Below are 22,734 nucleotides of genomic sequence, written 5' to 3'. Positions count from 1 at the left end.
CAGCTCATGATCGTGCTTATTTTCCTCATCGCCTGCGGCGCGGCCGCCAGTACCGGGATTATTTTCAAACCGGGCCAATGGTACGAAGCGCTGGTCAAACCCAGCTTCACGCCGCCCAATTGGCTGTTCCCGGTGGCCTGGACGGTCATCTATCTGCTGCTCGCCTGGGCGGGCTATCGCTTGACCCTGATCCCCGGCAGCCAACTGGCCCTGGGCTTGTGGGCGGCGCAGATTGCCTTGAACACGCTGTGGACGCCGGTGTTCTTCGGCGCGCATCGCCTTTTCGCCGGGATGGTGGTGATCGTGCTGCTGTGGCTGGTGGTGGCGGCGCTGGTGGTGATGACACTGCGGCTGGACCTGATCACCGGGCTGATCCTGTTTCCTTACCTTGCGTGGCTGAGTGTCGCGGCGGCGTTGAATTTTTCGATTTTACGGAATAACCGTTGATGGCCCACACCCCTTGGCCTGCCAGCGCGCCTGAGCTGGCGCAGATGCGCGCGTTCAACAAAAAGCTCGCGTGGCTGCCGCGCTTCAAGATCCGCAACCGTGTTACGCCGCGTGTGATCCAGGCGCTGCTGCGGGTCAGTCAAACACTCAAAAAAGCGCCTGTGGCCGAGACTCGGCAGGTGGGCGCAGTGCCCGTGCGCATCCTGCGGCCGCAAGGCCAGCCCAAGGGCGTGGTGTTGGATATCCACGGCGGCGGCTGGGTGATCGGCAATGCGCAAATGGATGATGACCTCAACCTGGGCATGGTGCGCGCCTGTGAGGTGGCGGTGGTGTCGGTGGATTATCGGCTGGCGGTCGACACCCCGATTGAAGGCCTGATGGACGACTGCCTGGCGGCGGCACGTTGGTTGCTGAGTGCCGATGAGTTCGCCGGCTTGCCGGTGTTCATCGTCGGTGAATCGGCGGGCGGGCACTTGGCGGCCGCGACCTTGCTGGCGCTCAAACAATGGCCGGATTTGCTTGAACGGGTGAGCGGCGCGGTGTTGTATTACGGCGTGTATGATTTGGCCGGCACGCCGAGCGTGCGCACCGCCGGGCCGGACACATTGCTGCTCGATGGCCCGGGAATGGTCACGGCGTTGCAAATGCTGACGCCAGGGCTGAGTGACGAACAACGGCGGCAGCCGCCGTTGTCGCCGTTGTATGGCGACTTCAGCGGGTTGCCACCGGCGTTGATGTTTGTGGGCGAGTTGGACCCGCTGAAAGATGACACGCTGCAGCTCGCTGAGCGATGGGGCGGGGTGGCTGAGGTTGAAACCTACCTGCTAGCGGAATCTGCCCATGGGTTTATTCATTTTCCGGTGGCGATGGCGAATCAAGTGCTGGTCTACAGCAGGACGTGGATCATTCAGCAGATCATTGGCCACTATTCAGGGGGAAAGTCTTCGTAGGACTTTGGGAGGTATCCCCAAATTCTGAGTACGTCAGCCCGAACTTCAAACTCGAACCCGATGTGTGCAACTACCTGGGATATTTCTTGCGTGTGGTCGATGAGCGTTTCTGGGTACAGCATTCCCTTGGCGGGGGCAGTTCCCCACAGGCCGATATCGAACCATTCGACGTAAGCAAACGGAAAGGGCAGGTGGTAAAACCACTCGCTATCCCACTCGGAAATATAACCTGTGACGGATTTTGATCGAAAAGATGGCCGCCACCCTTCACGCTGGCGAAAGCGGTTAATCAGTTCATTCCACTTGGTATTGTTCGCCGCGCTTGCCAGGTTTCGTGCCGCAACGGCAGCCTGGATTTGTTTGCGTTTTTTATCATTCTGACCCGCGTCAGCTCTTGGTAGCTCGTGCATATTCAGCCCTCTCTGGGTCCCTATTCTTCACGCAGGCTTCATGCCGTCGAATGAAGTCAGCCAATGGTGCAGAAAGTGGAGGGTTGGCGCCAGAATCACGACAGTTCTCAAGTAGTGTTTAAACCGAGCGGCATACCCAAAGCCTGTGCGATCCGGGCAATAGTCTCTTCGCACCGTTCAGAAATAACGAGGGGTGGTTCGTTAATCATGTAAAGCAGATGTTCGAACGCTATTCCCGCCTCGTTGTGATCGAAATAGTCGAGGACGATTGTTTTACCGTCTTTAAGCCCAGCCTGAGCAAGCGCGTGATCTTCCGGCACAGGGTCAAGCTCTTCGTAAGCGTTGGACATAAGCGTTGAGATTTCAGCGAGGGCCTCTTCGAAATCAGCCCTCATGCTTATTATCTGTTGATTCATAAAAACGCCGTTGAACAGGACATTGCGCTATGTGTTGGCACATCAAGGCGTCGGCAACCCCAGCCGATGCGCTTCCTGGCTCACACTCAGCTTTTCACCCTTGAGCACCGGCTGATGCCCGAGCAGCCGCGTTGCGGGCTCAAGGCTGTCATCTGCAGGTATCAGCAGCACTTGCAAGGTCTTGGGGTTGATAATGCCCCAATTCGACAGGTCGTGGCAGGCCGTCCCGCTGCATACCGCCTGGTAGACGATGCGTGGCTCGTCGTTGGCGTTGGTGTCACAGGTGCCGCCGATGGCGTCGATGCCGTAATAGCGCAGCAACGTGTTACGCGGGCCTCGTTCTACCCGCAGGAAGACTTCGGCGCTTTCAGTTGTCAGTAAAGGCAGAGTCGCATCGACGCCGATCGTCACCGTGGCGTCGCCGCACGGGAAGCTCTGTTCGGCCAGAACAGGTTGGGCACACAGGGCGAGAAGGGTACAGGCTGCAATCCGTAGCATGGCGGGCGACTCAGAATGTGTCCGGTGCGAATGCTACCAGGGCGCTGGGTGAGGAAGATGAAATCCACTTGGGCGCGCGGGAACTTAAAAATTGATCGACTGGTCAGGTTAAACAGCTGATTCCCTCTCATCACAAGGACGCCACCATGCGCGAATACACGCTAAGCTACCTGTTTAACGACGAGCCTCGCACCCATGTGTTTGAACTCAAACAGCCTGAGTTGCGGGCGCATGAGGCGGCAATGCACCTGTTGCAATTGCATTTCGGCGATGCGGAGAACGGGTTGATCCTGCCTGCTGCGGATGCGACACCTGCAGAGATTCTGCAGCAGGCGCAGGTGGTGGGGATCACACAGATTAAGGTGCTATGAGCCTGCGTGCCGTCATCCTGATGTGTTGGCAGTTCGAACTTCAGGCCCGCGCCGAGCTGTTCCCGACGCTTGGCACAACCGGAATGCCGCTGACTGTCGAGGCCGATCCGATGTGGCAAGCGCTGTCTCTAACATCGCAGACCTTATGTAGGAGCTGGCTTGCCAGCGATGGCGGTGGATCAGTGAAATATACTTGTCTGACACACCGCTATCGCCGGCAAGCCAGCTCCTACAGTTGAATGGTGGTGCTTTTCAGGCTGGCGGTCATCGCGGGATCTGCGCGCCATCAAGCAAGGTGCACACCCACCTGTTTCTTTCGGGAGCGATCGCAGGCTTGGTTTCGGTCAGGACGCAGCAGTGGCTGCACGGTTGCAGTTTGCGACCAGGCCCTGCTTGAGCAAAATGATCGAGCCTGCCAGTAATACAATATCCTTCACCAGAAACGATGTAGCGCCGCCCATTGCAGGAAAACCTCCCGCTGATGCTTCCCAGCCGTCGGGTGTCGTTATGATCAGCGTAAGGGTGGTCAGGTAGGTCAGCACCGAGCCCATGCTGGCAGCCACGGAGACTCTCGGCATCCACGCACCGAGTGCCAGGCCGATTCCAATCATCCACTCAGCTGTTCCCAAAAAGTAACTGGCGCCTTGAATACCAAAAGCGGGGTGCATCCAGGACATGAGGGGGCTGTTGGAGATGATTGGAATCAATGCGTTTGCTTCATACGCAAACCACTTTGAGTAGCCGAACAGAAAGAAAATCAACACCAGGGACCAACGCATGAAAGCGTACTCAAAATTGCCCTGGGTGAAACAGCGGTGATTTAACGCGTTCATTAAAGTCTTCCAAAAATGACAAAAGGGGGTACTGCCCTTGAGTCGCTTCACCAAAAGACATTACAGGGGTCATGAATTTTTTTTCATTAACCGTACCTGAAGGGCTCTAGAGAGAGGGGCTTCTTGTCAGTTCGAGCGCAGCCGCAGGATCTGCGCACCATCGAACGGGTCCGTCAGGTAATGCGCCTGCACACCGAACGTGTCCTGCAGGCGTTTGGGTGTCAACACGTCCATCGGCTTGCCCAGCGCCACCAAACGCCCGCGATCCAGCACGGCCAGGCGATCGCAGGTCAGCGCCTGGTTAAGGTCATGCAGGGCGATCAAGGTGGTCACCGGCAATGCCTGTACGCCCTTCAAGATTGCCAGTTGGTGCTGGATATCCAAGTGATTGGTTGGCTCATCCAGTAGCAAAATCTGCGGCCGTTGCGCCAGGGCGCGGGCGATGTGCACGCGTTGGCGCTCACCGCCGGAGAGGCTGCGCCAGGCGCGTTTGCCCAGGTGGGTGGCGTCCACATCGTGCAGCGCCTGGTTGACGATGGCGTCATCTGCGCTGGACCACGGGCTCAGCGCCGACAGCCACGGTGTACGGCCCAGCGCCACGGCATCGAATACGCGAATCGCGTAGTCGGTGTCGGCTTGCTGCTCCACCACCGCCAACCGTTGCGCAATGGTGCGGCGCGACAGCTCGCCCAGGCGCTGGCCGCCGAGTCGCACTTCGCCGCTGGCAGGCGCACGCAAACCCGCGAGCAGCTTGAGCAGGGTGGACTTGCCGGAGCCGTTCGGGCCGACGATGCCCAAGGTTTCGCCCAACTGCACTTCAAGGTGAATATCGCGTAGCAGCTCGACGTCGCGCACCTTGAAGCCCAGGCCCGTGCAACTCAGCACCGTCATCGCGCGTTCCTCCGGCCAATCAAAATCAATGCAAACACCGGCGCGCCCACCAATGCCGTGACCACACCGACCGGAATCACTTGGCCTTTGATCAGGGTGCGCGACAGCACATCGGCGGCAATCAAAAACAGCGCGCCGCCCAACGCACTGGCCGGCAGCAACCGCGAGTGCGCGGTGCCGACCAGCAGGCGCACGGCGTGGGGAATCACCAGCCCGACAAAGCCGATAGAGCCGACAATCGACACCATCACCGCCGTCACCAGCGCCGCGCAGCCCACCAATACAAACTGCACACGCCGCACCGGGATGCCCAGCGACGCCGCCGAGTCGGTGCCAAAGGTAAACGCATCCAGCGCACGCCGGTGCCACAAACACACCGCCAGCCCGGCGACCGCCACCGGCACCGCCAGCCACACCGACGGCCAGCGCACGCCGCTGAGGTTGCCCAGCAGCCAGAACAGGATGCCGCGCGCCTGTTCGGAACTGGCCGACTTGGTGATCAGGAACGCGGTCAGCGCATTGAACAACTGCGAACCGGCGATGCCCGCCAGGATGATCTGCCCGGTGCCGCTGGAGGAACCGCTGGCGCGCGCCAGCAAAATCACCAGCGCAAAGGCCGCCATGGCCCCGACAAACGCGCCGGCCGAGAGCGAAATCAGCCCGCCGCCCACACCGATCAACGCCACCAACACCGCGCCGGTCGAGGCGCCGGCACTGATGCCCAGCAAGTAAGGGTCGGCCAACGGGTTGCGCAACAACGACTGCAAAATCACCCCGCAGGTCGCCAGCCCGGCACCGCACGCAGCGGCGACCAGGGCGCGGGTCAGGCGGTAGTTCCACACCACGCCTGCATCGATCGGGTCCAGCACGTAACCGGCGCCCCACAGTTTGTTGGCGAGCACCTGCAACACCACGTGTGGCTCGATGGCGGTTTCGCCGATGGCCACGCCGGCGAGTACGGCGAGCAACAGCAGCGCGAGGGCGAGTAGGGTGCGGGTCATTTGTGCAGGTCGTAGCCGTCGATGGCGCCGGCCAGTTGTTCCAGGCCATCGAACATGCGCAGGCTGGCTTGCAGCGCCAGGGCGTCAATAATGATGATGCGGTTGTTCTTCACCGCGTCCATGTTGCGCGTCACCGGGTCGCTGCGCAGGAAGGCGAGTTTCTTTTCATGGTCGTCGGCCGGGTAGCGGCGGCGGTCCATGCGCGCGATCACCAGGAAGGTCGGGTTGGCCTTGGCGATGGTTTCCCAGCCGACGGCGGGCCACTCTTCATCGGACTGCACCACGTTGTGCAGGCCCAGGGTTTGGAGCATGAATTCGGGAATGCCCTTGTGGCCGGCCACGTAGGGGTCACTGGCCATTTCGGCGCTGGAGAACCACACCAATGCGCTGGCTTGCTTGAGGCCTTTGCCTTGTGCGGTGGCGACGGACTTGGCCAGGCGCGCCTTGAGTTCGTCGTTCAATTGTTGGCCGCGCGCTTGCCCGTCGAAGATCTCGGCCAGTTGGCTGATGCTCTTATAGAGAGTGTCGATGCGGAACGGCTCCAGCCGCGTGCCGTCGGCGCCCACCAGGTTGTCTTTGCCTTCGCAGTCGGAGGGCAGCAGGTAGGTAGGGATGTTCAATTCTTGAAACTGCTCGCGGGTGCCGACCACGCCTTGTGGGCCGACCACCCATTCCAGCTCTGCGGCCACCAGTTGCGGGCGTTTGGCGATGACGGCTTCAAAGCTCGGCTCGTTGTCGGCCAGGCGCTCGATGCGGTCGTTCTGCGCCTTGAACGGCGGCAACACATTGTTGAACCACAGTGAGGTGCCGACCACGGTGTTGCCGACACCCAAGGCGTAAAGCATCTCGGTGGCGGCCTGGCCGATGGTCACGCTGCGCGCGGGCGCCTGCTCAAAGGTCTGGGTGGTGCCGCAGTTCTGCACCGTCAGCGGGTAATGCGTCGGCGTGGCGTGGGCCAGGGCACAGAAGCCGAGGCTGGCGATCAGGGCGGTAACGCGTGGCAGCATGGGGCAGTCTCCGGGTGAACCGTACGTAAAAACAGGGGAGGTACGGCGCGGAAATACACCCACGAACGCTGCAGTCTTGCAGGGCACGGATGGCCTTCCCGGACACCCCGCCGGTTAGTGGTTTTGCTTGGCCGGCAGGTCTCCTGACTGATGCGTCGTCGCCACGCCCCGGCCTTCCCGGGCAATGCCCAGTGGCGATGTGGAGCAGGCTCAGCACCTACAGTTGCGGGGGCAGTTTCGATTGGCGCAATGGGCCGCGCTTCGAATTCCCTATTAGTCCCGTGTGGGAACCGGCGCGGTATGGTAGTCGATCGTGGCGGGCAGGGGGAGCGCATTTGGCCAGTTGCTTCACAGGGGGCTCTATCCCACGAGAGAGGGTGTACCATCAATCTCTGTTCATCAGATATTAGTCAGACATGCCCACGCTTAGCGAAGAGAGCCGCCGGATCGTAGCTTCTCTGGCGCACCGTGTTGGTCCGCACGCTGACACTGCAAGCATTACCGAGGCGATTGTTTCGATTTTGCAGGATATGGGCGCAGCACTTACGCCCATCATCGGCCAGCAGGGCGTTGCCGCGCTGTACCGTCGCAGCTTCCATCTGTGCGTCTCTACCCATCCACGCCTGGCCGCCACCTTCGACAGTGTGCCGGCCGCGATGGACTTGCTTGCCCTCAAATCCGTACTCGTCGAGCAGAACGAAACCGATGCGCTGTGTTTCGGTGAGGTGTTGCTGACTACCCTCTACGAGCTTCTGACCACGCTGATCGGGCCTTCACTCACCGCACGTCTGCTGGTTGACGTGTGGCAGCCTTCTTCGAGCGACACCTCTTCGCAGGAAATTTCGCCATGAGCACCAAAGTGACTATCAACCGTCTGGCCACCGGTGTGCCAGGACTGGACGAGGTCCTGGGCGGTGGCCTGCCGGAGTTTTCGTTCAACCTCATCGCCGGCCCGCCGGGCTGTGGCAAAACCACGCTGGCGCACCAGATGATGTTTGCCCTGGCCACGCCAGAACGCCCGGCGTTGTTCTTTACCGTACTCGGTGAGCCGCCGCTGAAGATGCTGCGCTACCAGCAGCAATTCGATTTTTTCGACAACGATGCGATCAACCAGTCGATCCGCTATATCAACCTGGCCGACGACACCCTGGCCGGGGATTTGGACGAAGTGTTAAGGCGCATCGTCAGCGAAGTCGAGGCACATTCGCCGTCGCTGGTGTTTGTCGACTCGTTCCGCTCCGTGGTGCTGGCCAGCCAGACCCAGCACAACCCCAACAACAACCTGCCGCAGTTCATCCAGCAGTTGGGCATGTTGATGACCACCTGGCAGGCGACGACCTTCCTGATCGGCGAATATTTCACCGAAACCGACACCAACCCGATTTTTACCGTGGCCGATGGCCTGATCTGGCTGCGCCAAAGCGTCGAGCGCAACTCGATGGTGCGCAAGATGGAAATCATGAAGATGCGCGGCCAGCCGACGTTGCCGGGGCTGCACACCTTCCGTATTGCCACCTCGGGAATCAAGGTGTTCCCGCCGGCCGCGCTCAATCGCGCCATTGACGCGCCGTCGACGTTCCCGATCACGCGCCTGAAAATGGGCGTGCCGGCACTCGATGAGATGCTCGGCGGCGGCCTGCCGCGCGGCTATTCGCTGCTGGTGGCCGGGCCGTCGGGGTCGGGCAAGAGCATCCTGGCGGCGACTTTCCTGGCGGAAGGTGCACGCAATGGTGAAACCGGGGTGATTGCGGTGTTCGAGCAACGGCCCAACCATTCACAAAACCCCAAGCTGGCCGATTTGATCAAGAGTGGTCAGGTTGGGCTGGTGGACAGCCGCGCGCCGGACTTGTCCATCGACGAAATCGTGCAGTTGCTGCTCGGCGAGATCAGCCGTTTGAATGCCACTCGCGTGGTGATTGATTCGCTGTCGGGCTTTGAACTGGCGCTGGCGCCTACCTTCCGTGCGGACTTTCGCGAATCGCTGTCGCGCATGGTCACCGCGCTGACGTCTGCCGGCGTGAGCGTATTGATGACCTCGGAGCTGGAAGACCGTTATACCGACTTGCGTTTCAGCCCTTACGGCACGGCGTTTTTGACCGATGCGATCATCGTGCAGCGGTACATCGAAGTCGAGAGCCGTTTGCTGCGCATCATGGCGGTGGTCAAGGTGCGTGCCAGTGCCCACTCCGATCAGTTGCGCCAGTACCACATCGACGATAACGGCCTGCAGATTCGCGAGATGTTGCCGGAACAGGAAGGGCTGCTGGGCGGGCGACCGACCAAGCAGGTGTCGCTGGGAGACAAACATGTGTGAGCCCTGCTCATGAGCGAAACCGGCGGCAACAACGAAAGTGAGCTGACCACTGCCGCTCACGAACTGTTCCTGCTTGGGCAAAAAACCGTTGAGGCGCGTGCCGTGCTCGCCGCGCTGCAACAGCAACTGACGGATGCCAGCAGCCGCCTGGTGGATACCCAGCACGTTGAGCAGGTGATCGAGGCCAACCAGCAATTGGTGCTGGCGATCCTCCTCGCGCAATCCGACGCCGCCAGCCCGCCGCGCCTGGAAGAGCAACGTTTGTACCAGGAACTGCGCGAGGCAAATGCGCAGTTGGTGATCGCCGCACTCAGCGCGCAAGACCTGCAGGCGACCGCCGAGCGCGCGCTGGGTCAGCAGAAAAGCATCCTGGCGATGGTGGCCCATGAGCTGCGCAACCCCTTGACGCCAATCAGCATGATCGCCGAGCGCATGGTGCGCCTGCCGAGTGACCAGCTGCCGCGCATGCGTGAGCTGATCGAAGGCCAGGTGCAGCATATCTCGCAGTTGGTGGACGACTTGCTGGACGTGTCCCGCGTCAGCACCGGCAAGCTGCGTATCGAGCGACGTGATGTCGACATGCTGCAGATCCTCAGAAGCGCCATTGATGCGTGCGGCCCGGTGATGAGGGCGAAAAAGCAGCAGTTCGATGCGCACCTGCCTGACGGCCAATTGATGCTCAGTGGTGACCCCGGGCGCCTTGCGCAAATTCTGCATAACCTGCTGGCCAACGCCGCCAAGTACACGCCGGTGGGCGGCCGCATTGTGCTGTCGGTCAGTGCCGGGGATGAGCTGAGGATCAGTATTTGTGACAACGGCATCGGCGTCTCGGCCAAGGCGCTGCCGCTGATCTTTGACCCGTATGTGCAGGATGAACACGCCATCGGCTTCAATGGATCGGGGTTGGGGATTGGCTTGACGGTGGTGCGAGAGTTGGTTGAAGCCCACGGCGGCAAGGTTACGGCCAGTAGTGCAGGCAAGGGCAGTGAGTTTGTGGTGACGTTGCCGTTGTGTAACTGACCTGTCGGACGGGCACAGCAAGCCAGCTCCCACAGGGGCTGGCTGCCTGTTTACTTGCGATCCAGCCACACCGTCTGCGCGTTGCAGAATTCCCGCACACCAAAGTGCGACAGCTCCCGCCCGAACCCACTCTTTTTCACACCGCCAAACGCCACCCGAGGGTCGGACACGCTGAAGGCGTTGACGAAGATCCCGCCGGTTTCCAGCCTGTTGGCAATCTCCCGTGCCTTGGCCGCGTCGGTGGTGAAGATGCTGGCGGTCAGGCCGAACTCGCTGTCGTTAGCCAGGGCCACGGCGTGGTCTGCGTCGCGGGCGGTGATGATCGAGGCAACGGGGCCGAACAGTTCCTGTTTGAACGAGGTCATCTGGTCGGTGACGTTGGCCAGCACGGTCGGCTCATAGTAGTTGCCGACGCCAGGTACTTTATTGCCCCCCAGCAGCAGGGTTGCGCCTTCTTCCAACGTGGCCTGGACCTGGCCGTGCAGCTCGTCGCGCAGGTCGAAGCGGGCCATCGGGCCGACGTAGGTGCTGGTCGAGGTCGGGTCGCCCATCACCAATGCGCGGCTGGCTTCAAGGAATTTAGCGGTGAAGGCTTCCACCACGCCTTCTTCGATGATCAGGCGCTTGGCGGCGGCGCAGACTTGCCCGCTGTTCTGGAAACGCCCGATCACGGCGGCTTGCACGGCAGCGTCGAGGTCAGCGTCGTTGAGCACGATAAACGGGTCGGAACCGCCCAGTTCCAGTACGCATTTCTTCAGCGCGGCACCGGCCTGGGAGCCGATGGCGATGCCGGCGCGCACGCTGCCGGTCAGCGTCACGGCGGCGATGCGTGGGTCGGCGATGGCCTTGGAGACACCGTCGTTGGTGACGTTGACCACTTCAAAAATGCCGTCGGCGAAACCGGCTTTGTGGAACGCTTGCTGGATCAGGTAGGCGCTGCCCATCACGTTAGGGGCATGTTTGAGCACGTAGGTGTTACCGGCCAGCAAGGTCGGCACGGCACCGCGCAGCACTTGCCACACCGGGAAATTCCACGGCATGACCGCAAAGATCGGGCCCAGCGGGCGGTATTCGATCTGGGCGCTGCCGTTGTCCACCAGCGTCGGTTCCGGGGCGAGCATGGCCGGGCCTTGGGCGGCATACCATTCGCTGAGTTGCGCGCATTTTTCGATTTCGGCACGGGCCTGGGCGATGGGCTTGCCCATTTCCAGGGTAATCATCTGCGCCATGTCTTCGGCTTGGTCACGCAGGGCACCGGCCAGGGCCAGCAGCCATTCGGCACGCTGGCTGACCGGCTGGCGGCGCCAGGTGCGGAAGGCTGCGGTGGCGCGGTTCAGGGCCGCGTCCAGTTGCGCCTCGGTTTCGTAGGGGTAGCTGGCAACCGTTTCGCCGCTGGCGGGGTTGATCGACAGGGCGTGGGTCTGGTGAGAAATAGCGTTCATGGCACCGTCCGGCTGAATGAGTGGAATGGGTTCAGCCTACGGGGCTGTATCTTTTCTGGAAACTGAATAATATTAAGCAATACATTCTCAAATGGAGAATGATTAGTGTGAGATCGTTCCCACGCTTTGCGTGGGAATGCCGCCCATGGCGCTCTGCGCCTGATGTGGCGCAAGGCTGTGACGCAGAGCGTCACAAGATGCTTTCCCACGCAGAGCGTGGGAACGATCACAGTGGAGAATGATTTGGACCTGGTGCAGTTGGAAATCTTCAAGGCCGTTGCCGAGCAAGGCAGCATCAGCGCCGCCGCGCAGTTGATTCATCGCGTGCCGTCGAACCTGACCACGCGTATCAAGCAACTCGAGCAGGACTTGGGCGTGGAGCTGTTTATCCGCGAGAAGAGCCGCCTGCGGCTGTCGCCGGCCGGGTGGAATTTCCTCGGTTATGCGCGGCGTATTCTCGACTTGGTGCAAGAAGCCCGCGCAACGGTGGCCGGAGAGGAGCCCCAGGGCGCGTTTGCGCTGGGTTCGCTGGAGAGCACAGCGGCGGTGCGCATTCCAGCTTTACTGGCGGCGTATAACCAGAAACACACCAAGGTCGAGCTGGACCTGAGCACCGGGCCGTCGGGCACGATGATCGAGGGCGTGTTGTCGGGGCGCCTGGCGGCGGCGTTTGTCGATGGGCCGGTGTTGCATGCCACGCTGGAAGGGGTGGCAGTGTTTGAGGAGGAGATGGTGGTGATCGCGCCGCTGCACCACGCACCGATCACGCGCGGGCAGGATGTGGCGGGGGAGAGCATCTACACCTTTCGCTCGAATTGCTCGTATCGCCATCACTTTGAGCGCTGGTTTTCACAGGATGGTGCGGTGCCGGGCAAGATCTTCGAGATGGAGTCCTACCACGGCATGCTCGCCTGCGTCAGCGCCGGGGCCGGCCTGGCACTGATGCCGCGCAGCATGCTGGAAAGCATGCCGGGGTTTACGGCGGTGAGTGTGTGGCCGTTGACCGACTCGTTCCGTATCCTCAATACCTGGCTGATCTGGCGTCGGGGCACGGTGTCCCAGAGTTTGAACAGTTTTGTGAAGTTGCTGGAAGAGCGCGGTCTGGTAGCCACTCAGATTTAATGCGGGAGCTTCATCAGCCGCCAAACTGGAAGGTGCCCATGGCCAATTTGGCCATAATCGCCGTTGCGCCCAGTTGCACCAGCCACAGCGCCAGGCCACCCAGGAACACACCCAGCGCCACTTGCAGCACCAGGCTTTTCTGGCGCTTGGCTTGCGGGGCGCGCGGGGTGAAGTCGTGCAGTTCGTCGCGGTCGGCGCGCAGGTCCAGGTCGTCGTTTCTCATAGGGCTCTCACAGCAAAGGGGCAGTCGGGGTTCAGTCTAGTGTGTTCGCCAATAAAAAGGGGAAGCCACCGGCTTCCCCTTCGCATGACGCTGGCAGGTTTATAGAACCTGAACAATCGCCTTTGTTACCGCGCCAATGTTCGACTGGTTCAGTGCGGCCACACAGATGCGGCCGGTGTCGAGCGCGTAGATACCAAACTCGGTGCGCAAACGGGTGACTTGCTCAACGGTCAGGCCGGAGTAGGAGAACATCCCGCGCTGGCGACCGACGAAGCTGAAGTCGTGGCCTGGCGCAGCCTTGGCCAGTTCGGCGACCATCTGCTCACGCATGCCACGGATGCGCAAGCGCATTTCAGCCAGTTCCGCTTCCCACTGGGCACGCAGCTCAGGGTTGTTCAGCACCGCCGCCACAATCGCCGCGCCGTGGGTCGGCGGGTTGGAGTAGTTGGTGCGGATCACGCGCTTGACCTGGGACAGGATGCGCGCGCTTTCTTCCTTGGACTCGCTGACGATCGACAGCGCGCCTACGCGTTCGCCGTACAGCGAGAACGATTTGGAGAACGAGCTGGAGACAAAGAAGGTCAAGCCGGATTCAGCGAACAGGCGCACGGCAGCGGCGTCTTCGTGGATGCCGTCGCCAAAGCCCTGGTAGGCCATGTCGAGGAACGGCACCAGGTTCTTGGCCTTGACCACGTCCAGCACTTGTTGCCAGTCGGCCGGGCTCAGGTCGACGCCGGTCGGGTTGTGGCAGCAGGCGTGCAACACCACGATGGACTGTGGCGGCAGGGCGTTGAGGTCTTCAAGCAGGCCGGCGCGGTTCACGTCATGGGTGGCGGCGTCGTAGTAGCGGTAGGTCTGCACCGGGAAACCGGCTTTTTCGAACAGTGCCTGGTGGTTTTCCCAGCTTGGGTCGCTGATCGCAACCACGGCATTGGGCAGCAGTTGCTTGAGGAAGTCAGCGCCGATTTTCAGCGCGCCGGTGCCGCCGACGGCTTGTGCGGTGATCACACGGCCGGCGCTCAGCAGTGGCGAGTCAGCACCGAACAGCAGCTTTTGCACGGCCTGGTCGTAGGCGACGATGCCGTCAATCGGCAAGTAGCCACGGGCGGCGTGTTGCGCCACGCGAATGGCTTCCGCTTCGGCAACGGCACGCAAGAGTGGAATCTTCCCCTCCTCGTTGCAGTAAACGCCCACGCCAAGGTTGACCTTGGTGGTTCGTGTGTCGGCGTTGAATGCTTCGTTGAGGCCCAGGATTGGATCGCGTGGTGCCATTTCGACAGCGGAGAACAGGCTCATTTTTGCGGCAGCTCTATGGGGGAAGGGAGGGACGTGTCGCGCTCCAGCCGAATGCACTAGAGCGGTGCACAAACGGGGAGTTAGTATAGAGACCATCCACGCGCAGGGCGACAGCCGAAACGGCTTTTCGGCCAAGTTTTTCGGTTTATTTGCCGACCGTTAGTCTTATTGCAACATGAGTCAGCGACGGCAGGTAGGACGATTGCCTTGAAACCCGTCACATTCGCCACCACTTCTACAGCTATCATGGTTTTTTCCTGCAACCTGCGATGATTATTCGTGGGTTGCTGAGCTATTTTCGTCCTTGGCGGCTGTAGGCCCGGGGTGACTGAAAGAGGTACGTTATGTCGGATTTCCAGCTCGTCACCCGTTTTGAACCCGCCGGCGACCAACCCGAAGCCATTCGCCTGATGGTTGAAGGCATCGAGGCCGGCCTGGCGCACCAGACGCTGCTCGGGGTGACCGGTTCAGGCAAGACCTTCAGCATCGCCAACGTGATTGCGCAGACCAACCGCCCGACGTTGGTGCTGGCGCCGAACAAAACCCTGGCCGCGCAGTTGTACGGCGAGTTCAAGGCGTTCTTCCCGAACAACGCGGTGGAGTACTTCGTTTCCTACTACGACTACTACCAGCCCGAAGCCTACGTGCCGTCGTCCGACACCTTTATCGAGAAGGATGCGTCGATCAACGACCACATCGAGCAGATGCGGCTGTCGGCGACCAAGGCGCTGCTGGAGCGCAAGGACGCGATTATCGTCACCACGGTGTCGTGCATCTACGGCCTGGGCAGCCCGGAAACCTATTTGAAGATGGTGCTGCACGTTGATCGCGGCGACAAGCTCGACCAGCGCGAGCTGCTGCGTCGCCTGACGAGCTTGCAGTACACCCGCAATGACATGGACTTTGCCCGCGCCACCTTCCGTGTGCGCGGTGATGTGATCGACATCTACCCGGCCGAATCCGACCTCGAAGCCATCCGCATTGAGCTGTTCGACGACGAAGTCGAGAGCCTGTCGGCCTTCGACCCGTTGACCGGCGAAGTGATTCGCAAGCTGCCGCGCTTCACCTTCTACCCGAAAAGCCACTACGTGACCCCGCGCGAAACGCTGATGGGCGCCATCGAGGGCATCAAGGCCGAGTTGGTCGAGCGCCTGGACTACCTGCGCGCCAACAACAAGCTGGTGGAAGCCCAGCGCCTGGAGCAGCGCACCCGTTTCGACCTGGAGATGATCCTGGAGCTGGGCTACTGCAACGGCATCGAAAACTACTCGCGCTACCTCTCGGGTCGCGAATCCGGGCAGGCGCCGCCCACCTTGTTCGATTACCTGCCGGATGACGCCTTGCTGGTGATCGACGAATCCCATGTCAGCGTGCCGCAGGTGGGCGCGATGTACAAAGGTGACCGCTCGCGTAAGGAAACCCTGGTGGAATACGGCTTCCGTTTGCCATCGGCGCTGGATAACCGGCCGATGCGCTTCGACGAGTTCGAGAGCATCAGCCCGCAGACGATCTTCGTCTCGGCCACACCGGGTAACTACGAAGCCGAGCATGCTGGCCGCGTGATCGAGCAACTGGTGCGCCCGACCGGTCTTGTGGACCCGCAAATCGAAATCCGCCCGGCGCTGACCCAGGTCGATGACTTGCTCTCGGAAATCACCAAGCGCGTGGCCCTGGAAGAGCGGGTGCTGGTCACCACGCTGACCAAGCGCATGTCCGAGGACTTGACCGATTACCTGGCCGACCATGGCGTGCGTGTGCGCTATTTGCACTCGGACATCGACACGGTGGAACGCGTCGAGATTATCCGCGACCTGCGCCTGGGCACCTTTGACGTGCTGGTGGGCATTAACCTGTTGCGCGAAGGCCTGGACATGCCGGAAGTGTCGCTGGTGGCGATCCTGGATGCGGACAAGGAGGGCTTCCTGCGCTCCGAGCGCTCGCTGATCCAGACCATCGGCCGCGCGGCGCGTAACCTCAATGGCTGCGCGATTCTCTACGCGGACCGCATCACCGGCTCCATGGAGCGGGCGATTGGCGAGACCGAGCGCCGGCGTGACAAACAGATCGCCTTCAACCTCGAGAACGGCATCATCCCCAAAGGCGTGTTCAAGGACGTCGCCGACATCATGGAAGGCGCCACCGTGCCGGGCTCGCGCAGCAAGAAGCGCAAGGGCATGGCCAAGGCCGCCGAAGAAAGTGCCAAGTACGAGAACGAATTGCGCTCGCCGAGTGAGATCACCAAGCGAATCCGGCAGTTGGAAGAGAAGATGTACCAACTGGCGCGGGACCTTGAGTTTGAGGCCGCGGCGCAGACGCGCGATGAGATCGGCAAGCTGCGGGAGCGGTTGTTGGCTGTTTGATTGGCGGTGACTGCACCGGCCTCATCGCAGGCAAGCCAGCTCCCACATTGGAAAGCATTTCAACTGTGGGAGCTGGCTTGCCTGCGATGGCATCACCTCGGTCTGGAGCCCAACCACCCCAGGCTGTTACCATTCGCCCCTTGTTTCAATTTTCAGTTTTATCGCCCATTCGAGACCTGCCATGACCACCGTCCGCACGCGCATTGCGCCATCGCCTACTGGGGATCCCCACGTCGGCACTGCCTACATCGCCTTGTTCAACTACTGCTTTGCCAAGCAGCACGGCGGTGAATTCATCCTGCGGATCGAAGACACCGATCAACTGCGTTCGACCCGTGAGTCGGAACAGCAGATTTTCGATGCGCTGCGTTGGTTGGGCATTACCTGGGCCGAAGGCCCGGACGTCGGTGGCCCGCACGGCCCGTATCGCCAGAGCGAGCGCAGCGACATCTACAAGCAGTACACCCAGCAATTGGTCGACATGGGCCATGCCTTCCCGTGCTTCTGCACCGCCGAAGAGCTGGACCAGATGCGCGCCGAGCAACAGGCGCGTGGCGAAACCCCGCGCTACGACGGCCGCGCACTGCTGCTGTCGAAGGAAGAAGTGGCCCGGCGCCTGGCGGCTGGCGAGCCTCACGTGATCCGCATGAAAGTGCCGAGCGAAGGCGTGTGCGTGGTGCCGGACATGCTGCGCGGTGACGTCGAAATCCCGTGGGACCGCATGGACATGCAGGTGCTGATGAAGACCGACGGCCTGCCGACGTACTTCCTGGCCAACGTGGTCGACGACCACCTGATGGGCATCACCCACGTGCTGCGCGGCGAAGAATGGCTGCCGTCGGCGCCAAAACTGATCCTGCTTTACGAATACTTCGGCTGGGAACAGCCGCAGCTGTGCTATATGCCGCTGCTGCGTAACCCGGACAAGAGCAAGCTGTCCAAGCGCAAGAACCCGACCTCGGTGACCTTCTACGAGCGCATGGGCTTTATGCCTGAAGCGATGCTCAACTACCTGGGCCGCATGGGCTGGTCGATGCCGGACGAGCGCGAGAAGTTCTCGCTGCAGGAAATGGTCGATAACTTCGACTTGTCGCGCGTGTCCCTCGGTGGGCCGATTTTCGACATCGAGAAGCTGTCGTGGCTCAATGGCCAGTGGCTTCGTGACCTGCCGGTGGAAGAGTTCGCCACGCGTGTGCAGCAGTGGGCGTTGAACCCTGACTACATGATGAAGATCGCGCCGCTGGTGCAGGGCAGGGTGGAGACGTTCAGCCAGGTCGCCCCGCTGGCCAGCTTCTTCTTTGCCGGTGGCGTGAACCCGGATGCCAAGCTGTTTGAATCCAAGAAGCTCTCGGGCGATCAGGTTCGCCAGTTGATGCAGTTGATCCTGTGGAAGCTCGAAAGCCTGCGTCAGTGGGAAAAGGACGCGATCACCGCAACGATTCAGGCGGTGGTTGAGTCCCTGGAGCTGAAATTGCGCGATGCCATGCCGTTTATGTTTGCCGCGATCACCGGGCAGGCGAGTTCGGTGTCGGTGCTTGATGCGATGGAAATTCTCGGCCCGGACCTCACGCGTTTCCGTCTGCGCCAAGCCCTTGATTTGCTTGGGGGTGTGTCGAAGAAAGAAAACAAAGAGTGGGAAAAGCTGCTGGGCGCGATCGCCTAAGCAACCGGCTGTAACGATAAAACCCCGGTTTTCCGGGGTTTTAACGGTAAGTGATTGTTATCCCGGCAAAAAATTTTGAAAATTGTTGAAAATAAATTTGACAGCCTTTCAAACCGCCATTAAGATTCGCCCCGTCCTCACCGATGAGGGGCTATAGCTCAGCTGGGAGAGCGCTTGCATGGCATGCAAGAGGTCAACGGTTCGATCCCGTTTAGCTCCACCAATTTACAGGTTCAAGGTCTGGCCACACCGTCCTTGAATTGATCAGGTCTCAGCTCTGATCGGTTGTACAGAAGGTTTTGTCCCCTTCGTCTAGTGGCCTAGGACACCGCCCTTTCACGGCGGTAACAGGGGTTCGAGTCCCCTAGGGGACGCCAGTTTCAACAAGCAGCTCGAAAGGTCTGCTGCGTCGCGAGACGAAAAATCCGGGGCTATAGCTCAGCTGGGAGAGCGCTTGCATGGCATGCAAGAGGTCAACGGTTCGATCCCGTTTAGCTCCACCAATTTTACAGGTTCAAGGTTCCGGCCACACCGTCCTTGAATCGATCAGTTCTCAGCGCTGATCAGTTGTATAGAAGGTTTGTGTCCCCTTCGTCTAGTGGCCTAGGACACCGCCCTTTCACGGCGGTAACAGGGGTTCGAGTCCCCTAGGGGACGCCACGATTACCCGCTCTGCGGGATTTTTAAGGGTCATTCAATTATTGAATGGCCCTTTTGTTTGTCTGGCGTTTGGGTTTTCTCGCGGCAGGCTACGGCATGTTTTGCACCACGTTGGCGGTGCGCAGTGATTTGTTGATGCGCGCCAGCTCTCGTCGCTGATCGACTTGCGGACCTCGGTTCTGGGCGTTCTCCAGTGCGACGTTCCACAATTTCACCCCGTCGGCATCATTGAAAAATTTGCCGAACGGCTGGTTGCCCACGCCTTCTCCTTCCACCTTGGCGATCAGCATGGTGCGAAAGCCGCTGGTGAAGTTGGCGGTGTATTCGTTGGCAAACACGTACGGCGCCTCTCCGGCCACCCATGCGCAATCCGCGTGTTGCCGTCTCCAGGCCATGACGTTCTCTCCGGTATGCGGTTCGTTGCATCGAAAACGGCTGGGGCGGGCGTTTTATTCCATTCATCTCATTTGCGCTGCTCGGACGAGCGGTTATGAGGATGGCTTGCCAAATATTATTATGGTAATAATATTCAACCCATGAAAGATGGAGGCAACGATGAGCGATAAAAAAGCGCAAACCCGCGAACGCATTTTGCAGGCTGCCAGCGCCGCGCTGATCCAGCGCGGCCCGGCCGAACCTAGCGTCGGTGAAGTCATGGGCGCAGCAGGGCTCACGGTCGGTGGCTTCTACGCCCACTTTGAAAGCAAAGACGCGTTGATGCTGGAGGCCTTCACCCAGTTGCTGGCCCGGCGTCGCGCATCGATTGACGACATGGACGCACAACTGACCGGCGAGGAGCGCAGAGCCCTGGTGGCGGCGTTCTACCTGTCGCGCAAGCACCGTGACTCGACGGACCAGGCGTGCCCGATACCGGCAACCGTAGGCGAGATGAGCCGCCTGCCGGATGAGTTTCGCCTGGCGCTCAATGAGCATACGGAGTTGATGGCCGCCCAATTGGCTGCCAGCCCCGAGGACACCGACAAAGCCCTGGCGGATATGGCCTTGATGATTGGCGGCCTGGCCTTGGCGCGTGCGCTCGGGCCAGGTGAATTGTCAGACCGCGTGCTACGCGCAGCCAAGTCGGCGGTGCGCTGAAAAAAGGAGCCGTAGGATGGGCGCATTAACCTGGATTCGAGGCTTCAATGGCACCGTCGGCCGCCTGGCGCCGCACATGGTGGCCAGTAAGTTGCGCCGCACCTTCATGACGCCGCGCAACCTGGCCCCGCGTGACTGGGAACTGCCGCTGCTGGCGCAATCGGAGCGCATCACCCTGCGTTTCGGCTTGTCGGCGTTGCGTTGGGGGCAAGGGCCGGCGGTGCTGCTGATGCACGGCTGGGAAGGGCGCCCCACGCAGTTCGCCAGCCTGATCACGGCCTTGGTGGCCGACGGCTATTCGGTGATTGCCCTGGACGGTCCCGCCCATGGCCGTTCGCCGGGGCGTGAGGCGCATGTGCTGTTATTCGCCCGCGCCATGCTCGAAGCCGCCGCTGAGCTGCCACCGCTGCATGCGGTGGTGGGGCATTCCATGGGTGGCGCCAGCGCGATGCTGGCGGTGCAATTGGGGTTGCGCACTGAAGCACTGGTGAGCATTGCCGCGCCGTCGCGTTTTCTTGATGTACTGCGTGGGTTTGCCGGCATGGTCGGTTTGCCGCCACGGGCGCGCTTGGCGTTTATCCACGAGGTCGAACTGACCTTTGGCATGCCGCTCAAACATTTGGACGTCGCCCACTACCAGATGAATCTCCCTGGCCTGATCGTGCACGCCGAAGACGACACCTTCGTGCCGGTCAACGCCTCGCAAGCCATTCATGACGCCTGGTTCGACAGCCGCCTGTTGCGCCTGGAGCAAGGCGGGCACCAGAAAGTACTGGCCGACCCACGGGTAATCGACGCGGTACTCAGCCTGTTGGCCGGCCGGCGTTTACAGGAGCGCCAGACCGCCTGATACACTGCCCCGCCGACATTAATCGACTGGAGCAAGGCATGGGCTGGGATTTGGCAACGCCGTTTATCATCGATCTGCAGGTCGCCGCGCAAGACATCGACGGCCTGGGGCACGCCAATAACGCGGTGTATGTGTCCTGGCTGGAGCGTTGCGCGTGGCGCCATTCCCAGCGCCTGGGGCTGGACCTCACCGAATACCGCCGACTCGACCGCGCCATGGCCGTGGTGCGCCACGAGATCGACTACCTGGCCGCTGGCTACGAGGGCGATGAGCTGCAACTGGCCACGTGGATCGTCGACTGGGACCAGCGCCTGAAAATGACGCGCCGTTTTCAATTGGTGCGCCCCAGCGACGGCGCGACCCTGTTACGCGCGCAAACCACCTTTGTCTGCATCGAACTGTCCACTGGCAAGCCCAAGCGCATGCCGCCCGAGTTTCTCGACGGCTATGGCCCTGCGCTGACAGGGGGTTAACGTTTAGTGTGGGAAAACCAGTAAACTGCGCCACGATTTTTGTTGAGTGTTTTCCATGCAAATTGCTTTGGCGCCCATGGAGGGGTTGGTCGACAACATCCTGCGCGATGTGCTGACCCGCGTGGGCGGTATTGACTGGTGCGTGACCGAGTTCATTCGCGTCAACGACCGCCTGCTCACCCCTGCTTATTTCCACAAGCTCGCCCCTGAGCTGCTGCACGGTGCCCACACGGCGGCAGGCGTGCCGCTGCGCGTGCAGTTGCTCGGTTCCGATCCGGTGTGCCTGGCCGAAAATGCCGCGCTGGCCTGTGAGTTGGGTTCGCAAGTGATCGACCTCAACTTCGGTTGCCCGGCCAAGACGGTCAACAAATCCCGGGGTGGCGCGGTGTTGCTCAAGGAGCCGGAGCTGCTCAATCAGATTGTCGAACACGTACGCCGCGCAGTGCCTGCGCATATCCCGGTGACGGCCAAGATGCGCCTGGGTTTTGACAGCCCTGACGGTGCGCTGGTGTGCGCCACAGCCCTGGCCGAGGGTGGTGCTGCGCATATCGTGGTGCATGCACGCACCAAGACCGACGGCTACAAGCCGCCGGCCCATTGGGAGTGGATCCCGCGGGTGCAGGACGTGGTCAAGGTGCCGGTGTTTGCCAACGGCGATATCTGGAGTGTCGAAGACTGGAAACGTTGCCGCGAAATCAGTGGCGTTGAAGACATCATGCTCGGCCGTGGCCTGGTGGCGCGCCCGGACCTGGCGCGGCAGATTGTGGCGGCAAAGGCGGGCGCGCAAGTGGTCGAAATGACCTGGGCGCAAATGCAGCCCATGCTCCAGGAATTCTGGACCCAGTCGGTGGCACAACTGACCGAAAAACAGGCCCCGGGCCGTTTGAAGCAATGGCTGGCGATGCTGACGCGTAACTACCCCGAGGCGGTGACGTTGTTTACCGCCTTGCGCCGTGAGACGGACCTGCAGCAAGTCAGCCGTCTGCTGGGCATGCAGCATCCCTTGGCAGCTTGATGGATTGAGTCAGCGTTTACATTTCACCTGAACAGGGCGCCATTGGCGCCCTTTTTTTTGCCTGCCGGTTAGCATAAAGGTTTGAAGAATAGGCGTTTTAATCTTGTCGGTTAGTTGCGTGACTGCAGTGTATTAACGGGTGTGACGACATCCGAATGTAAAGAGCGGCTTGAATCAAGGTCCTGGCGCAAAAGTCCATGGGGCAAAGTCTGATAACGCGCATTAGTTTCCTTATATTAGGTCCGATTTTCGGAACTCAATAGCCTAACTTTCCACGTATGTAGGGACTGTGAAGCAGCGCTGTTGTTTCCAGCGAATAAAACTATTGATTTCCTGAGCTGTTAATGCAGTCAGGCTCTGTTGAATAAGGAACTACC

General features: G+C 60.8%; 25 protein-coding genes, 4 tRNA genes and 1 riboswitch. Of the genes, 18 read left to right on the top strand and 11 right to left on the bottom strand.

Annotated features, from left to right (window positions below; translation table 11 throughout):
• Window positions 1-6: 6 nt before the first annotated feature.
• Window positions 7-447, top strand: a complete 441-nt coding sequence (gene tspO / locus PspR76_RS20625; RefSeq protein WP_159958250.1) for a tryptophan-rich sensory protein TspO — start codon at window positions 7-9, stop codon at window positions 445-447.
• Window positions 447-1,397 (top strand): alpha/beta hydrolase, encoded by a 951-nt coding sequence (locus PspR76_RS20620; protein WP_159958248.1) that lies wholly within the window; start codon window positions 447-449, stop codon window positions 1,395-1,397. The genes tspO and PspR76_RS20620 overlap by 1 nt, the downstream gene beginning before the upstream one ends.
• Here the strand turns inward: PspR76_RS20620 and PspR76_RS20615 are convergent.
• From PspR76_RS20615 to PspR76_RS20605, 3 genes are all read right to left on the bottom strand, one after another.
• Window positions 1,373-1,807, bottom strand: coding sequence for a DUF6678 family protein (locus tag PspR76_RS20615; protein ID WP_159958246.1), 435 nt, complete (start codon window positions 1,805-1,807; stop codon window positions 1,373-1,375). The two genes, PspR76_RS20620 and PspR76_RS20615, sit on opposite strands and share 25 nt — an antisense overlap.
• Window positions 1,808-1,914: 107 nt before the next feature.
• A complete protein-coding gene (locus tag PspR76_RS20610) occupies window positions 1,915-2,223 on the bottom strand; it encodes a MafI family immunity protein (protein WP_159958244.1) in 309 nt (102 codons plus the stop codon).
• 42 nt (window positions 2,224-2,265) lie between these two features.
• Window positions 2,266-2,721: a hypothetical protein gene (locus PspR76_RS20605; protein ID WP_159958242.1), complete on the bottom strand. Its 456-nt coding sequence runs from the start codon at window positions 2,719-2,721 to the stop codon at window positions 2,266-2,268.
• A 146-nt stretch (window positions 2,722-2,867) separates the two neighbouring features.
• Between PspR76_RS20605 and PspR76_RS20600 the strand changes: the two genes are divergently transcribed.
• Window positions 2,868-3,092 carry a hypothetical protein gene (locus PspR76_RS20600; RefSeq protein WP_159958240.1) on the top strand — a complete coding sequence of 75 codons (225 nt, stop codon included), beginning with the start codon at window positions 2,868-2,870 and terminating at the stop codon, window positions 3,090-3,092.
• Window positions 3,089-3,331 carry a hypothetical protein gene (locus tag PspR76_RS20595; protein WP_159958238.1) on the top strand — a complete coding sequence of 81 codons (243 nt, stop codon included), beginning with the start codon at window positions 3,089-3,091 and terminating at the stop codon, window positions 3,329-3,331. The genes PspR76_RS20600 and PspR76_RS20595 overlap by 4 nt, the downstream gene beginning before the upstream one ends.
• 105 nt (window positions 3,332-3,436) lie before the next feature.
• Here the strand turns inward: PspR76_RS20595 and PspR76_RS20590 are convergent, their stop codons facing one another.
• The 4 genes from PspR76_RS20590 to PspR76_RS20575 all read right to left on the bottom strand — a co-directional run bounded on the left by PspR76_RS20590 (window position 3,437) and on the right by PspR76_RS20575 (window position 6,824).
• Complete coding sequence (locus tag PspR76_RS20590; RefSeq protein ID WP_159958236.1) at window positions 3,437-3,925, bottom strand: YkgB family protein; 489 nt, start codon at window positions 3,923-3,925, stop codon at window positions 3,437-3,439.
• A gap of 126 nt (window positions 3,926-4,051) precedes the next feature.
• Window positions 4,052-4,816 (bottom strand): ABC transporter ATP-binding protein, encoded by a 765-nt coding sequence (locus PspR76_RS20585; protein WP_159958234.1) that lies wholly within the window; start codon window positions 4,814-4,816, stop codon window positions 4,052-4,054.
• A complete protein-coding gene (locus tag PspR76_RS20580; RefSeq protein WP_159958232.1) occupies window positions 4,813-5,817 on the bottom strand; it encodes a FecCD family ABC transporter permease in 1,005 nt (334 codons plus the stop codon). The genes PspR76_RS20585 and PspR76_RS20580 overlap by 4 nt, the downstream gene beginning before the upstream one ends.
• Window positions 5,814-6,824: an ABC transporter substrate-binding protein gene (locus tag PspR76_RS20575; protein ID WP_159958230.1), complete on the bottom strand. Its 1,011-nt coding sequence runs from the start codon at window positions 6,822-6,824 to the stop codon at window positions 5,814-5,816. Before PspR76_RS20575 ends, PspR76_RS20580 begins: the two co-directional genes overlap by 4 nt.
• 116 nt (window positions 6,825-6,940) lie before the next feature.
• A riboswitch (cobalamin riboswitch) is annotated at window positions 6,941-7,134 on the bottom strand.
• Between the two features lie 220 nt (window positions 7,135-7,354).
• Between PspR76_RS20575 and PspR76_RS20570 the strand changes: the two genes are divergently transcribed.
• The 3 genes from PspR76_RS20570 to PspR76_RS20560 are packed head-to-tail and all read left to right on the top strand — an operon-like array spanning window position 7,355 to window position 10,158.
• A complete protein-coding gene (locus PspR76_RS20570; RefSeq protein ID WP_159958228.1) occupies window positions 7,355-7,675 on the top strand; it encodes a hypothetical protein in 321 nt (106 codons plus the stop codon).
• Complete coding sequence (locus PspR76_RS20565; RefSeq protein WP_159958226.1) at window positions 7,672-9,138, top strand: ATPase domain-containing protein; 1,467 nt, start codon at window positions 7,672-7,674, stop codon at window positions 9,136-9,138. Before PspR76_RS20570 ends, PspR76_RS20565 begins: the two co-directional genes overlap by 4 nt.
• Before the next feature lie 9 nt (window positions 9,139-9,147).
• On the top strand, window positions 9,148-10,158 hold the full coding sequence (locus PspR76_RS20560) for a sensor histidine kinase (RefSeq protein WP_159958224.1): 1,011 nt from the start codon (window positions 9,148-9,150) through the stop codon (window positions 10,156-10,158).
• Window positions 10,159-10,208: 50 nt separating this feature from the next.
• Here PspR76_RS20560 and PspR76_RS20555 read toward each other — a convergent pair whose 3' ends face one another.
• The gene (locus tag PspR76_RS20555; protein ID WP_159958222.1) at window positions 10,209-11,600 is read right to left on the bottom strand and encodes an aldehyde dehydrogenase family protein; all 1,392 of its coding nucleotides are present in this window, start codon (window positions 11,598-11,600) and stop codon (window positions 10,209-10,211) included.
• A 243-nt stretch (window positions 11,601-11,843) separates the two neighbouring features.
• On the opposite strand from PspR76_RS20555, the gene ptrR reads away from it, so the two are divergent.
• Complete coding sequence (ptrR, locus tag PspR76_RS20550; protein ID WP_159961560.1) at window positions 11,844-12,722, top strand: putrescine utilization regulator PtrR; 879 nt, start codon at window positions 11,844-11,846, stop codon at window positions 12,720-12,722.
• A gap of 13 nt (window positions 12,723-12,735) precedes the next feature.
• On the opposite strand, the gene PspR76_RS20545 is transcribed toward ptrR, so the two are convergent.
• Both PspR76_RS20545 and PspR76_RS20540 read right to left on the bottom strand, forming a co-directional pair.
• The gene (locus PspR76_RS20545; protein ID WP_159958220.1) at window positions 12,736-12,945 is read right to left on the bottom strand and encodes a hypothetical protein; all 210 of its coding nucleotides are present in this window, start codon (window positions 12,943-12,945) and stop codon (window positions 12,736-12,738) included.
• 99 nt (window positions 12,946-13,044) lie between these two features.
• Window positions 13,045-14,241: an amino acid aminotransferase gene (locus PspR76_RS20540; RefSeq protein WP_159958218.1), complete on the bottom strand. Its 1,197-nt coding sequence runs from the start codon at window positions 14,239-14,241 to the stop codon at window positions 13,045-13,047.
• A gap of 344 nt (window positions 14,242-14,585) precedes the next feature.
• On the opposite strand from PspR76_RS20540, the gene uvrB reads away from it, so the two are divergent.
• The 6 genes from uvrB to PspR76_RS20510 all read left to right on the top strand — a co-directional run bounded on the left by uvrB (window position 14,586) and on the right by PspR76_RS20510 (window position 18,924).
• Window positions 14,586-16,601, top strand: coding sequence for an excinuclease ABC subunit UvrB (gene uvrB, locus PspR76_RS20535; protein WP_159958216.1), 2,016 nt, complete (start codon window positions 14,586-14,588; stop codon window positions 16,599-16,601).
• A gap of 181 nt (window positions 16,602-16,782) precedes the next feature.
• On the top strand, window positions 16,783-18,264 hold the full coding sequence (gene gltX, locus PspR76_RS20530) for a glutamate--tRNA ligase (RefSeq protein WP_159958214.1): 1,482 nt from the start codon (window positions 16,783-16,785) through the stop codon (window positions 18,262-18,264).
• 147 nt (window positions 18,265-18,411) lie between these two features.
• Window positions 18,412-18,487, top strand: a tRNA-Ala gene (locus PspR76_RS20525).
• A 78-nt stretch (window positions 18,488-18,565) separates the two neighbouring features.
• Window positions 18,566-18,641: transfer RNA gene (locus PspR76_RS20520), tRNA-Glu, on the top strand.
• Between the two features lie 50 nt (window positions 18,642-18,691).
• Window positions 18,692-18,767, top strand: a tRNA-Ala gene (locus PspR76_RS20515).
• 81 nt (window positions 18,768-18,848) lie between these two features.
• Window positions 18,849-18,924 (top strand) — tRNA-Glu (locus PspR76_RS20510).
• An 89-nt stretch (window positions 18,925-19,013) separates the two neighbouring features.
• Here the strand turns inward: PspR76_RS20510 and PspR76_RS20505 are convergent.
• Complete coding sequence (locus tag PspR76_RS20505; RefSeq protein ID WP_159958212.1) at window positions 19,014-19,319, bottom strand: hypothetical protein; 306 nt, start codon at window positions 19,317-19,319, stop codon at window positions 19,014-19,016.
• Window positions 19,320-19,479: 160 nt separating this feature from the next.
• On the opposite strand from PspR76_RS20505, the gene PspR76_RS20500 reads away from it, so the two are divergent.
• Genes PspR76_RS20500 through PspR76_RS20485 form a run of 4 tightly spaced genes read left to right on the top strand, consistent with a single transcriptional unit; the run spans window position 19,480 to window position 22,357 of the window.
• Window positions 19,480-20,019: a TetR/AcrR family transcriptional regulator gene (locus tag PspR76_RS20500; RefSeq protein ID WP_159958210.1), complete on the top strand. Its 540-nt coding sequence runs from the start codon at window positions 19,480-19,482 to the stop codon at window positions 20,017-20,019.
• A 16-nt stretch (window positions 20,020-20,035) separates the two neighbouring features.
• Complete coding sequence (locus PspR76_RS20495) at window positions 20,036-20,869, top strand: alpha/beta fold hydrolase (protein WP_159958208.1); 834 nt, start codon at window positions 20,036-20,038, stop codon at window positions 20,867-20,869.
• Window positions 20,870-20,907: 38 nt separating this feature from the next.
• Window positions 20,908-21,342 carry an acyl-CoA thioesterase gene (locus PspR76_RS20490; protein WP_159958206.1) on the top strand — a complete coding sequence of 145 codons (435 nt, stop codon included), beginning with the start codon at window positions 20,908-20,910 and terminating at the stop codon, window positions 21,340-21,342.
• Window positions 21,343-21,397: 55 nt separating this feature from the next.
• A complete protein-coding gene (locus PspR76_RS20485) occupies window positions 21,398-22,357 on the top strand; it encodes a tRNA dihydrouridine synthase (RefSeq protein WP_159958204.1) in 960 nt (319 codons plus the stop codon).
• Window positions 22,358-22,734 lie beyond the last annotated feature (377 nt).

The sequence above is a fragment of the Pseudomonas sp. R76 genome (assembly GCF_009834565.1).
In the GTDB taxonomy this organism is placed as follows: domain Bacteria; phylum Pseudomonadota; class Gammaproteobacteria; order Pseudomonadales; family Pseudomonadaceae; genus Aquipseudomonas.
This window is presented reverse-complemented; position numbering and strand designations above follow the sequence as displayed.